The sequence below is a fragment of the Desulfotignum balticum DSM 7044 genome, from assembly GCF_000421285.1.
Lineage (GTDB): Bacteria > Desulfobacterota > Desulfobacteria > Desulfobacterales > Desulfobacteraceae > Desulfotignum > Desulfotignum balticum.
Genome location: NZ_ATWO01000001.1, coordinates 2,489,192 through 2,502,075, shown reverse-complemented (window position 1 = coordinate 2,502,075; position 12,884 = coordinate 2,489,192). Strand labels below are relative to the sequence as shown.

The window sequence follows — 12,884 nt, the reverse complement described above, 5'->3', positions numbered from 1 at the left end:
AATTGAAATTAGATCAAAGAGGAATAAAAAATTATTGTCAATGCTTTTTCCTGGGATGCATTTTCTAACTAAAAGCGTTTTATCAGTAGTCCCGCCCAAAAAGATACCGGGACTGTTAATTTTGATATACTGTCGTTGGTTCCGAACGGGTCAATCCGGCGAGCGGGATTATTGATAAAATGTTGTTGAACAATGCCGCGGATCAATTGCCAAAACATTAATTTGAGCTATGGGTTTTATATCGATTGTCTTACGACTACGCAAGGAGAAATTGTCCGTTTTTTTTGATAAAACAGTCAAAATCTTGTTTTTTATGGACCCCATGCCGCTTGTTCCGCATAAACAGGGAGGTCCGGTAAAACAGCTGCCTGATTCATGGCACACCCCTCTGGTATGGCCTGATGCCATTATCTTTGCCACAACTTGTTTCATATCAGGGGCATCTTTACGAGGTGTTCCAGGCAGCCTTCTTTTTCGGCGGAAGAATATAGTTCCCATATTCCGGCAGCAGCTTAAACAGTCTGGCCAGACGTCCTTTGCCGCATTTAGGGCACGCTTTGATATTAACCTGAAAGTCGGCTAAAGCGTACACTATTCGGTAACCACTCCCAAGTACTTCAAGAACAGTCTGTCTCTGGCCACTGATTCGGTGGACCATCGATAGCTGCCCATGGCAGTCTGTACCTTTGTGGTTTCAATGCAATCGAACCAATCCAGGATTTGAGCGAGAGAGCGTTGTGCAAGCCAGTTTCCCAATTTTTTTTCGAGCTTGATAAGTGATTTGGTTTTTCCGGATTCATTTTTCCCGAACTTGGCCTGTACTTCCTTTATTTTTTTCATCAGGAAACAATGATAGCCCAGCGAGATAAATTGTGTGAATTGTCTTCCGCGCAGATTGTCCGGGTACCATGTGCGCGGTCGCGCACCGTCGAGTCTCCCTTTTTGCACGGCAAAGAGTTCTTCAATTTTTTCTCGCAGCCGATAGTTTTCAAGTGCCGTAAATGTGTCCATAGTCTGATTGCTGACCAGAGCGAAATAACCGAAGTACCTCTTTGCTTCGGTAATGGCTTTATCATTGAAGCCCACCTTAAGCTGCCCCCCACGCCCCTTTTTGGAACAGGTCAGGTACTTGTCTATTTTCTTTTGCGCAGATGGCGTGAACTCGGTTTCTCCTCCTTGTATTTGCGCCTTCAGTTCAAGCAGATCCTTACGGAAGGCGAGTTCTTTCTTGGCTTCGTTGTCCGGAGAATAGTAAACATGCACATACAGGCGGCGCGAGAACGTTTCTTTCTCACCTGCAACTTTCCTGTTGCGTGATCGCTGGCGTGTCCGGCTGAACTGGTGCATTCTGAGCGAAGTTGCTCCGCAGATTGACGGGTCGAAAGGACAAGTGCTGGCCATACCCGCTATTGTTGCACGGAGCGTATCAATTGTCTCGCGGACCCATATAATATTCGGATCAACCAGCGTCAGAAATTTCACATTGCGCAAGGCGAATTCCATCATGTTTTTCTGGCTGTAGTAGCCGTTATCGGTGACGATCAGAGGTTTTTCCAGATTGAGACACTTGAGTTGTGTCAAAGTGTTTTCAATGGAGATCACATCCGGAATATTACCGGGTTGCTTAGAGAAGGCTATCGGTTCGCCAGCCTTGACGGAATATAAGGTCAAAAGCTTGATGGTGTTGAGTCCGTCGCCATCCTTGTTGAATCCCTGTCGTGCCTCCGACTGATTTTCAGAATAGGTCGAAATAGTGGTAGAGTCAAACGCCAGCATAGGAGACTTCCCCAGGTGTGCCGCCCGAGCTGAAAAATAGCGCTGAACGCCTTCCTCATTGCGACCAATATCCTTAAACAGGCTACCATAGACGTCCTCAGTGATCGCTTCGCGATATGGAAGGGGGTGCATCACCTGCCAACTCTCAAGACGTGGCAGCGTGTTGCCACCGGAACCAATCCAGTAGCGCGCGATAGAAAGTATCTTTGCCGCATCACCCTCGCTGAATGAAGCACATACATCATTATCAATGCCGGAAACCTTGCCAACCCATTCCAGTATGTCCGTGAGGCCGGTATGCCGACGTGTTGCATCGACAAGGCCTCCTTCGCCTTTATGTTTTTTCGGACGAGTCGGCAAAATTTTTTGTGTTCCAGCCTTGATTTTCCCTTTGAGTTTCTGACTGACCGTATAGGTCTTTCTGGTTTTTTCGTCGTAGGCTGTAACCCGTTCATAGACGTAAATATCACCATTCGGACGCTTTTCACGCCGTTCACCGATGTGAGTTTTTCCTGTTATTGGTTTAGCCATGCAAAAACCCCCTTTTAAAGTGTTCGTATAAATATAATACAAACACGTTAAAAAGTCAAAGGAAAAGCATGGATTTTCAAATAATTAGAACGTTTGGCGTTGTGTTTTCTATTTAAGGTGTGCGCTTTGTACGATTTTCAGGATATTAATGCCCGTAAGTCTTTGCATCATAGTTTCCAGGGATTCGATATCAGGTTGGGTAAATTCCTGACTATTATCCTGTACCAGCTCCCGGATGAGTTTGATGTTGTTTTTTTTGTATCGAGGAGACAGAAATCCAAAGTGCCGGATTTTCTTAAACCCTCTGGGTAATACATGGAGCAGGAACCTTCGGATGAATTCCGTTGCATCAATCTTCATTTCTTTGATGGCGTTATTTTGTGTCCGGTCTTTCCAGGTAAAAACAACTTTTCCATTTTCAAAAGATTTGATGTGGTAATTTGAGATGGCCACTTTGTGCGTGTACCGCCCGAGATACTCAAGGACTTTTTCAGGCCCGGAGCAGGGCGATTTTGCATGGCCGGACCACTTCTTTTTGCCAATGGTCTTTATCAGACGCTTGAATCCGGTGGGTGTCCCATGTATTTCCGTCTTGCCGGGGAACTTGAGAACACCCTCATTATATAATTGTCTGAGGCCTTTAATGTAAATGCCTTTGAACGCCTTGACCATCGACTGTGTCCTGAAAAGGAAGTTTTTCTTGGACGGGGTCCAGGTTTTTTTTCCTTCTGACAGCACCCCTCCGGGCACAAGGCAGTGCAGATGAAAATGATCCAGCATGGTTTGGGACCAGGTATGAAGCACACCTATGAACCCGGCCTGGCCCTGAAGCCTCCACTGGGGATCACTGGTGAATATTTTGATCACCTGACTGACCGAAGAAAACAGCAGGTTCAGCAAAGATCTCATATTGCAGAGGATGACCGGGTTCAGGTCATGAGGCAGCGTAAAAACCAGGTGATAGTAGGTGGCAGGCAGCACCTCGGACTGGCGGTTGATGAGCCACTTTTCCTTGGTGATGGTCTGGCACTTGGGACAATGCCGATTCCTGCATGAGTTGTAGGCGTTCTGCTGGTGGTCGCAATGGGTGCAGAAATCGATATGCCCTCCCAGTGCTTTTGTCCGGCAGGCAACGATTTGGTTCAAGACTTTTACCTGACCGTGGGATGCACTGTGAGTGTTCAAAAAGTGCTCTCCTGAATGTCTGAAAATTTCTGCAATGTCATATTTGGGTCTGCTGCTCTCAGGGCAGCGGTCGACCTTCACTGGATCACCATATCTAACGGGCTGATTATTTTTGATATGGTTTCATTGGTGACGTGAAGATATTTGGCGGTTGTTCTTATGGAGCTATGACCCATCAGGCGTTTGATTTCAATGGTACTCGTCCCGTGTTCCAGAAGATGCGTGGCAAAGCAATGCCTTAATGTATGGATGCCTTTGCCCCTTTTGATCCCGGCCTTCTTTTTGGCATTGTAGTAAATTTGTTGTGCTGTCTCAATGGGCATGGGCCTTGATTTTGTTTTACCGAAAAAAAGATATTTATCCGGCCGGTATTCCCGCCAGTATTCTTCCAGGGTATTCAAAAGCTGATTTGAAAGAAGCGTGTATCGGTCCTTTTTGCCTTTGCCCTGTTCAGCCCGAAGCATTTTGCGGGATCTTTCTATGTGAGAAGGTTCAAGCTTGACAACTTCACTGACCCGAAGTCCTGCACTGTAAACCGTTAATAATAGTGCCCGGTGTTTGAGATTGGTGCAGGAAAATATCAGTTTTCTTACTTCTTCTTTGCTCAAGGCAAGGCAGATCTTTTTTATCCTTGGCCGGGGCGGTAAGGATAGATTAATGTCCCTTTGCAAAATACTTGTATAAAAGTATTTGATCCCTGAAAAGTGGACATTGCATGTATTCCAGGACAAACGTTTTTCTTTGAGCAGATACAGCAGATAATCCTGAACCTGATCATCGGATAGCCGGTCAGGGGATCGCCGATAATATTCGGCAAGTGATTTTACGGCATTGATATAAGCGGTGCTTGTTTTGGGGGAATACCTCCGTAGAATAAGATGATTTTCAAATTTACGTCTGAGTTCCGTCATTTTTGTCTCCTGAAAATTAGGGGTTAATATTCAGGAGATGATGGAATAATCGGAATTAAATATAAAGGGTAATTATACGGTTAGACTATGGCTTGTCTTCCTCCGCGAAGCGGTTTTGTTCAACAAATTAATGTGTTGTTCTGTGTATCAGCACATAATAGTTATTATTTGACAATCATATTGAAGTCAAGTACAAATAATCTAACTGGATAATAAATTATTTTTGTCTGTTATTTGGTTTTGATATCATGATTAAAATACCTGAGGCACTTCAGAAAAAATACAGCCTGCTGTTGGCAAACAGTGATGTGACGCCGGAATTTTATAAAAATTTCCGAAAATGGCTCCGGTACTATCTGGATTTCTGTCAAAAATATCAGCACCCTTATGCTGATGAAAACAGTCTGTTATTGTTCCTGGACAAATTACAGGAAAAGAACCAGCCGGCTGATCAGCGGGCGCAAGCCCAAAAAGCGGTTCAGATATATTATAGCGGCCTTCACCAGGGAAATGAGCCGCAGGCGGATGTTGCACTAAGCAGTGTTGCGGAGGACGGCCGGTCATTTGATGCGGAACAGCCGGTCAATCCCTGGTCCGGCGCGATGGAATCTTTGAAAAACGAAATCAGCGTGCGCCATTATTCAAAGAAAACCTGGAAAGCCTATTCGTTGTGGGCACAGAAATTCCGGTATTATGTCAAAGAAAAACCGCCTGACACTTTGAACACGGACGATGTCAAAGAATTTTTGACATTTCTGGCGGTCAAAAAAAAGGTGTCTGCCTCTTCCCAGAACCAGGCGTTTAATGCGCTGCTGTTTTTTTTCAGGCATGTGCTGAAAAAGGAGTTCGGCAAAATTGAGGGGGTGGTCCGGGCAGAGCGTAAACCCAATATCCCGGTGGTGCTGTCCAGGCAGGAGATTGACCGGGTGATTGCCAAAATGAAAGACCCGTATGATCTGGTGGTAAAACTGCTGTACGGGTGCGGGCTGCGGTTGTCTGAATGCATGAAGCTGCGGATTCATTGTTTTAATTTTGACCATCAGGTGTTGACCGTGCATGACGGCAAAGGCAAAAAAGACCGGACCGTGCCTTTGCCCAGGGTGCTCATGGATGACCTGCAGCGCCAGATTGACCGGGTCATCAATCTGCATGAGCAGGATCTCAAAAAAGGGTATGCCGGGGTGTTCATGCCGGACCGGCTGGAGAGCAAATACCCGAACGCGCCAAAGGAGCTGGTCTGGCAGTGGTTTTTTCCGGCCAAAGAGCTGACCCTTTTGCCGGACACGGGGGAATTTCGGCGGTACCATCTGCATGAAACCCATGTGCAGAAAGCGATCAAGCGGGCCGTCAGGACATCGAAAATCCTGAAACGAGCATCCGCCCACACCTTTCGCCACAGTTTTGCCAGCCACCTGCTGGCTGCCAACCAGGACATCCGCACCATTCAGGAACTGCTGGGGCACAGCAGTGTCAGAACCACCATGATCTATACCCACACCATTGCATCCAAAACCGTGAAAGAGGCCAGAAGTCCGCTGGATCTGTAGGCTGGGCAGGGGGCGGCTGCCTGCGGGGGCATAGCTCCGATCTGTCGGTTACAGGGATTGAAACCGATGGGGAAACAAAACTGTATCCTTTTATAGTAAAGAGAATTCAAAAATGCAATAGGGGAAAATCCCTGAACTGCATGACTTTTTTTGCCGGTTCTCAACCCTTTGTGCTGTCTGTTACGTCATGATTTTTTACACCAGCGGTGTCACCCGATCGTCGCCGTTAAAGCAAAGTTATAACTTTTTCACATTTATAGACAGGCTGATTTCGATAACCGGCAAGGTCGGGTACGTTTATAAGACCGGCACTGAAGCTCCGGGATAAATCGGCATTTGCCGAATTTGGCAACGCTGCCATTTTCGGCAAATGGTATGGGAACGATGTCCGACTAATCAGATAGAAAATAAGAAATCGTTGATACAACCCGAATCTGTTTAATATGTGGATTGTTTTTATCTCTCGGACTAATTGAAAATTGGCCTTGAGACGCGGACTTGATCATGCCATGGATCATTTTCCCGTGAACCTGGGTTTTCTTTTTTCCGTGAATGCCGCTACCGCTTCAAACAGGTCATCGGACGGGATAATGTTGGTGCTCATGGATGCCACGTATTTCAATCCGTCATCTACACTCCTGGCGATACCGTGATTGAGCACCTCTTTGGATGCCTGGACAGCAAGGGGGGAACAGCCTGCTATCTCCATGGCCATTTTCTCGGCACCGGCCATCAAAGCGGCCGGGTCCTCAAACACTTCGTTCAGGAGCAGCACCTGTTTTGCACGATCCGCAGTCATATTTTTTGCCGTATAGGCAAGTTCCCTGGTGATGCCCTGGCCCACAATAAGGGGCAGTCTCTGGAGCACGCCGACATCGGCCACAAATCCCACTGCCGCTTCTCTTAATGAAAATACAGCGTCTTTTGAGCCCAGCCGGATATCACAGGCCGTAATCATATCAAGGCCCGCACCGATACATTGTCCGTGAACCGCAGCAATCACCGGTTTTCTGCATCTTTCAATACAGGTAATGGTCTCCTGGAGGGAGTAAATTTTTTGCAGCAGCTGCCATTTAACACCCCCTTTCTGGGCCGGGTCCATCAATTCCGGAATCTCACCCACCATGCTCATTAAATCGATGCCCGCACAGAATCCGGCGCCTTTCCCTGCCACAATAATTGCCCGAATATCCGGATCATTGCCCAGGGATTCGAAAACAGCGGAAGCTTCTTCCCATGCCGGTGGGTTCATGGCATTTTTTTTGTCCGGCCGGTTAAGGTATACCCAGGCAATCGGTTCTTTTTTCTCAATCAGATAGTATGTATATTCATTCATGTTTATTCCTTGTCCGACTAATCGGATAGAAAATAAGAAATCGTTGATACGACCCGAATCTGTTTAATATGCGGATTGTTTTTATCTCTCGGGCTGATCGAAAATTGGCCCTGGGACGCGGATTTGATTTTTCCCAGTTTACTTTTGGAATCCAACGCAAACTTTTCCGCCACTTCCCGGGCTTTTTTTGTGGCTTCCTCAATCATGTCCGGTTTTACGTCGTTTAAGCGTGTAAAAATATATTCTGTCTGGGATTCATAGTTTTCACCCGTCAGAACAATTCCCTGTTTACCCAGTTCTGATAATTTTCCCATGACCGTTCTGACGGCCTTAATATTGTCTGAATACACGGTCACTGACTGTGATGCCGTATATCGAAATAAAAGCGTTGATTCGTTGCCATATTGCTGCGCTGATTTGTCAACAATCGCAGGGGTGGAAACTGTGATTTCCTCCTGTTTGATACCGGCATTTTGAAGAAAGGTTTGAATGCGTTCGGCACTTTGGTCAATGGCACTGTACAGATCTTCCAACTCATTGCCCACAGTCGTGAACTGGATCGGCCAGATCACAATATCTGCTTCATATTCTCTTTCAGACAACCCTTTTACCGTGACCGTGCGATCCGATTGTTTAAATTGGATCAGCGCATTGCCGAGAAGAAAACCGAGCAATCCCAGACCAATGACAAGGCAAACGCCTAAAATGAATGAATCATATCTTTTGTTTTCGGTCATTTGATTTTTTTCCTCTGCATCGTATAAACATCTGTGGCCTGTCCGTCCAAGGGTTCTAACGCTTACATGCCCATATACGCCTGACGAACCTCATCTGAATTCAAAAGATCCCCAGCATCTCCGGAAATTACGATGCGACCGGTCTGGATGACATAGCCCCGGTGAGCCACCTCCAGGGCTTCCTGGACCATCTGCTCCACAAGCAAAACCGTGGTGCCGCGTTCATGCACGGTCTGGATGGTCTCCATCATCTTTTCCACCAGGGAAGGCATCAGCCCCAGCGACATTTCATCCAGCATGAGCAAGGTGGGTTTGGACATCAATCCCCGGGCAATGGCCAGCATCTGCTGCTCCCCGCCGCTCATGGTTTCGGTCATCTGGTCGGCCCGGGATTTTAAAATGGGGAACAGGGAAAACACCTCATCCAGGCGGGCGTTTATTTCCCCTTTGTCCGACGTCACATAGGCTCCTAACTCCAGGTTTTCCCGCACCGAGAGTTTTCCAAACAACCGCCGGCCTTCGGGCACATAGCTGATGCCCCGCTGTACGGTTTTATGACCGGCAAAGCCGGAAATTTCTTCATCTCGAAAGGTAATTTTTCCGCTGGTGGGCTGGATCAATCCGGCAATGGTTTTCATCAGCGTGGTTTTCCCGGCGCCGTTGGTCCCCACAATGGCCACGAGTTCCCCGGGAAACACCTTAATGGAAACGCCATGGATCACAGGAACGCCGTCATAACCGCAGCAGATATTATCAACCGTGAGCAGGGGAGGTGTCATTTTGTTTCTCCTGTTTCATGCGCTTACTGTATTTTTCACCAAAGTATGCTTTGATCACCTGTTTGTCCTCAATTATTTCCCCCGGTGGACCTTCGGCAATTTTCTCTCCCCCGTCCAGCACCACCACTTTGTCGGCAATGGGCATGATGGCCTCCATGATGTGCTCCACCACCAGAAGCGTTACGCCGTTTTTTCGGATCTGCTGAATGAGTTCTACAGCCGTGTTGATTTCGGTGGCGGTGAGTCCGGCCATGGCTTCATCCAACATAAGCAGTCGGGGGCGTGTGGCCAGGGTTCGTGCCATTTCCAGTCGTTTTTTCAGGCCGATGGGAAGCTCACCGGCCGGGGAATGCGTATATTGGGACAGGTGGCACTGTTCAATGCATTCCAGGGCCATATTCATGGCCGATGCAGTGGATTTTTCTTTTAAAAAAGCGCCGATGAGAACGTTTTCCAGCACGGAAAGCTCTTTTAGGGGCTGCACCACCTGAAAAGTGCGCACTGCACCCATACGGGCCACCTTGTAGGCCGGAGCCCGGGTGATGTCTTTGCCGTCCAGAAGAATGCGCCCGGCCGTGGGACGGTAGTACCCGGAGATGCAGTTGAACAACGTTGTTTTGCCGGCACCGTTGGGACCCAGCAGGCCCACGATGCTGCCCTGTTCCACGTCAAAGGAGACGTCCTTGTTGGCAATGAGCGATCCAAAGGCCATGGTGACCTGTTTTACCGAAAGCAATGCCATGTCAATTTTCCTCCTTTTCTTCAATAGGTGCTTCGGTAAGGCCGGCCCGGCGGCTGCGTCTCTTGGCAATTCCCGAGAGAATTCCCATGATGCCGCTGGGTTGTTTCACCACCACCAGCACAATGAGCAGGCCGAAGATGATCAGATCCACGCCGCTGCCCAGGCTCCCCAGGTAGGCCCGGCTGTATTCCTGAAGAGGGATGAGAACTGCCGCGCCCAGCAAAGGACCGAAAAAGGTGCCGGAGCCGCCCAGAATGGTGATGAGAACAAATTTCATGGACATGTCCAGAGACATAACCATGGGCGGGTCCACCCGGAAGTTGTACTGCACGAAAAACCCGCCGCATAAGGCCGCCAGAAAAGCTGAAGCCCCCATGGCCAAGAGCTTGACCAGGGTGGAGTTCACACCCAGTGATTCAGCGGTCTCCTGTCCTTCCCGCACGGCTTTTAAATAGTATCCGATGCGGTGACGCTCCATCCAGCGTACGGCTCCGAAAATCAGCACAAAGAGGCCCAGTGCCCCGTAATAATAAGGCAGTTTGCTGTCAAACCAGATGAAATTCTTTATCCCTTCGTCCACAAAAGGATAGTCCAGGCCCAAAGCCCCGCCTACCCAGTACCACACCATGAAAAGCCGGTTGAATATCTCCACCATGGCAAAGGTGGCAATGGCAAAGTAATGGCCGGAAAGCTTGAACACGGGCCAGCTGATGACAACGGCGGTCAAGGCCGCCAGCACAGCCCCGACCAGCACTCCGGGCCAGGGGGAGATGCCGTAGGTGACCACGGCCATGCCCGCACCATAGGCCCCGATGCCGAAGAAGACCGAATGGCCGAAGGAGACCTGCCCGCAATAGCCGCCGATGATGTTCCAGGCCTGGGACATGCAGGCGAACAGCAGAATCAGAATGAACACGTGCTGAGTGAATGAACTGTCAAACATCCCGGGCACCACCGGAAGCAGGGCAAAGCCCAGGACCAGCAAAATCCAGATGATGTCTTTTTGTTCAAATCGTTTTATATTCAGTTTGTTATTATCCATGGGTTACCATCCAAAAAAGCCCCGGGGCCGGATCATGACGACCACCAGGTACAGGCCGAAGACCGCCACGTATTTAAACACAGGGGCAATGTAAAAACCACTGAGTGCTTCCACAAGACCGATCAGCAGGGCCGCAAGAAGTGCGCCGAAAATGCTGCCGAATCCGCCCATGGCCACAATCACGAAAGCGATGAGCCCGAACAGTGTGCCCACTTCGGGATGCACGGCCAGATAGGAAGGCATCAGTCCTCCGGCGATACCCACACAGGCCCCGCCCAGACCAAAGACCAGAAGATAAATCCTCTCGGTGTTGATGCCCATGAGTTCCGCTGCTTCCTTGTCCATGGCCGTGGCCTGGATAGCCCACCCCAGGCGGGTGCGGTGGATGAGTACATATGTCAATCCCACCACCACCAGGGCGAAAAGGGCCGTGACCAGCTGGGGCATGGAGATGATCACCCCGCCCAGATGCAGGACTTTTCCCCCGAGAACAGTGTCGGAGAGCAGTCTGAAGTTGGGTGAAAACTGGTTCAGACAGACGTTTTTCAGCATCATGGCCAGACCAAATGTGGCCAGCAGTGAGGAAAGGGGAGGCTTTCCCACGGTATGCCGGATGATGAGCTGATAGGTCAGGGCCGCTACCATAAACACGAACACCCCTGATGCCATCCAGGAAATCAAAGGATCCACATAAAAAATAAATCCCAGCCAGTAGGCCACGTACATGGCGATCATGAGAAATTCACCATGGGCAAAGTTGATCACGTCCATTACGCCCCAGATCAGGCTCAGTCCCACGGCCACCAGTGCATAGAGCATGCCGTTCATCAGCCCGTCCAGGACCACTTGATAAAATATTGTCATAAAAACATTTCCCGATTCTAGTAAGGCTGTTTCCTAAATCCGGAAACAGCCTTGGGTCAAACCTGAAGTTTAGGACTTATCTGTCAGCCCAGGGGGTCATGGGAACCACCGGGTCGGTGTCGGCCAGATCCAGGGGATAGATCCGTTTGTAGGACCCTTCCTGGAGCTGGGTGATGAGGCTCATGGCCTTGATATTCTGACCGCCCGGGGCAAAAGCCACTTTACCGCCCAGGGAAAGGGGAGATTCCCAGGTGTTTTCATGCAGTGTTTTTGCTACGGTTTCATAGTCCAGCGTGCCGGCCTTTTCAATGGCCTGGGCCAGTATCAGGGTGGCCACGGCTTCCTGGATACTGTCGCTGTCAAAAGGAACGCTGGGATTGGTTTTTTTCTTGTAAATTTCTTCCACTGCAGCCACAGCAGGCATGAGTTCAGCAAATTCCGGGGAGTATCCGGTGCCGCCCATGAAGTAGTTGGCATCTTTGCCCAGCTGTTTAGTGATAACGGGATCCTGGTATCCGGTGCAGTAGTTCAGGGCCACCTTGGGGAGCCAGCTCATCTGTTTCATGGTTTTTACCCACAGAGTGTAGTCGCCGCCCAGGCAGGCACCGAATACCACATCGGGATTTTTGGCCTTCAGGGTCTGCACCTCACTGTTGAGGTTGGTGGCACCGGGATTAAAAGGCACGTCCGCCACAACCTGATATCCATGGTCTGCAGCGGCTTTTTTGCCCTCATCAGCGGCATGCTTGCCGAATTCGGTGTTTTCATAAATCAGGCCCACGGTTTTCAGACCGGCATCTTTGGTTTCGTTGAGCCATTTCATCACCTCGACAAATTCCATAGATTCGGTTTCATCGGTGGGGGCCATGCGGAAAAAGTACTTATATCCCCGTTTGGTCAGGGCTGCGGAGCTGGAGCAGCCGCACATGAAGAATTTTTTCTGGCGCTCGGCTACAAAACTGGCCGGTTTGGTCACGGCGCTGTTGTAGCTGCCGATGATGGCATAGACTTTTTCCTGGTTAAACAGACGTTCTGCCTCGGATTTTCCCACATCAGGTTTGCCCTGGTGATCGGCATGTACCAGTTCTATCTTGTAACCGTCCAGCAATCCGGCCTTGTCAGCCAGGGGCACATCGATGTCGCTATGAACGTTGTTGATCAGTTCCACCGCTGTGGCTACCGAAGCCTGACAGCGCTGGCCCGCCAGGGCACAGGATCCGGTCAGGGGAAACAAGGTCCCGATTTTGATGACCTTGTCAGCGGCAATGGCCGGTGATCCCATGAGTCCGCCCATCAATACCACGGCTGACAGTATAATCATGCGTTTGATGATCTGTCTCATATTCCTTCCTCCTGAAATCAATAAGTTTATAAAAAAGTTATGGATTCCCTTCACAAAACAGGGAAAAAAGCACGGTATCCAACCACAGGGTG

The 12,884-nt window shown here is 49.3% G+C and carries 11 protein-coding genes and 1 pseudogene; 1 reads left to right on the top strand and 11 read right to left on the bottom strand.

Going from position 1 to position 12,884, the window contains the following annotated elements; genetic code table 11:
• Positions 1 to 591: 591 nt before the first annotated feature.
• The 4 genes and pseudogenes from K365_RS0112500 to K365_RS29410 all read right to left on the bottom strand — a co-directional run.
• The gene (locus K365_RS0112500) at positions 592 to 2,307 is read right to left on the bottom strand and encodes an IS1634 family transposase (protein ID WP_024334828.1); all 1,716 of its coding nucleotides are present in this window, start codon (positions 2,305 to 2,307) and stop codon (positions 592 to 594) included.
• Positions 2,308 to 2,415: 108 nt separating this feature from the next.
• Positions 2,416 to 3,573 (bottom strand): IS91 family transposase, encoded by a 1,158-nt coding sequence (locus K365_RS0112495; protein WP_024334827.1) that lies wholly within the window; start codon positions 3,571 to 3,573, stop codon positions 2,416 to 2,418.
• Entirely contained in the window at positions 3,570 to 4,100 is a 531-nt protein-coding gene (locus K365_RS28755; RefSeq protein ID WP_245569170.1) for a tyrosine-type recombinase/integrase, read from the bottom strand. Before K365_RS28755 ends, K365_RS0112495 begins: the two co-directional genes overlap by 4 nt.
• Before the next feature lie 57 nt (positions 4,101 to 4,157).
• Positions 4,158 to 4,403: pseudogene (locus K365_RS29410) on the bottom strand (site-specific integrase); the annotation flags it as partial.
• A gap of 248 nt (positions 4,404 to 4,651) precedes the next feature.
• On the opposite strand from K365_RS29410, the gene K365_RS0112485 reads away from it, so the two are divergent.
• Entirely contained in the window at positions 4,652 to 5,950 is a 1,299-nt protein-coding gene (locus tag K365_RS0112485; RefSeq protein WP_024334825.1) for an integron integrase, read from the top strand.
• A gap of 514 nt (positions 5,951 to 6,464) precedes the next feature.
• On the opposite strand, the gene K365_RS0112480 is transcribed toward K365_RS0112485, so the two are convergent.
• The 7 genes from K365_RS0112480 to K365_RS0112450 form a co-directional block, all read right to left on the bottom strand.
• On the bottom strand, positions 6,465 to 7,286 hold the full coding sequence (locus K365_RS0112480) for a crotonase/enoyl-CoA hydratase family protein (RefSeq protein WP_024334824.1): 822 nt from the start codon (positions 7,284 to 7,286) through the stop codon (positions 6,465 to 6,467).
• 17 nt (positions 7,287 to 7,303) lie between these two features.
• The gene (locus K365_RS0112475) at positions 7,304 to 8,023 is read right to left on the bottom strand and encodes an SIMPL domain-containing protein (protein ID WP_024334823.1); all 720 of its coding nucleotides are present in this window, start codon (positions 8,021 to 8,023) and stop codon (positions 7,304 to 7,306) included.
• A 62-nt stretch (positions 8,024 to 8,085) separates the two neighbouring features.
• A complete protein-coding gene (locus K365_RS0112470) occupies positions 8,086 to 8,802 on the bottom strand; it encodes an ABC transporter ATP-binding protein (RefSeq protein WP_024334822.1) in 717 nt (238 codons plus the stop codon).
• Complete coding sequence (locus K365_RS0112465) at positions 8,777 to 9,544, bottom strand: ABC transporter ATP-binding protein (protein ID WP_024334821.1); 768 nt, start codon at positions 9,542 to 9,544, stop codon at positions 8,777 to 8,779. Before K365_RS0112465 ends, K365_RS0112470 begins: the two co-directional genes overlap by 26 nt.
• A 1-nt stretch (position 9,545) precedes the next feature.
• Positions 9,546 to 10,586: a branched-chain amino acid ABC transporter permease gene (locus tag K365_RS0112460; RefSeq protein ID WP_051147840.1), complete on the bottom strand. Its 1,041-nt coding sequence runs from the start codon at positions 10,584 to 10,586 to the stop codon at positions 9,546 to 9,548.
• A gap of 3 nt (positions 10,587 to 10,589) precedes the next feature.
• Positions 10,590 to 11,450, bottom strand: a complete 861-nt coding sequence (locus tag K365_RS0112455; RefSeq protein ID WP_024334819.1) for a branched-chain amino acid ABC transporter permease — start codon at positions 11,448 to 11,450, stop codon at positions 10,590 to 10,592.
• Positions 11,451 to 11,526: 76 nt separating this feature from the next.
• Positions 11,527 to 12,792, bottom strand: coding sequence for an ABC transporter substrate-binding protein (locus tag K365_RS0112450; RefSeq protein WP_024334818.1), 1,266 nt, complete (start codon positions 12,790 to 12,792; stop codon positions 11,527 to 11,529).
• Positions 12,793 to 12,884 lie beyond the last annotated feature (92 nt).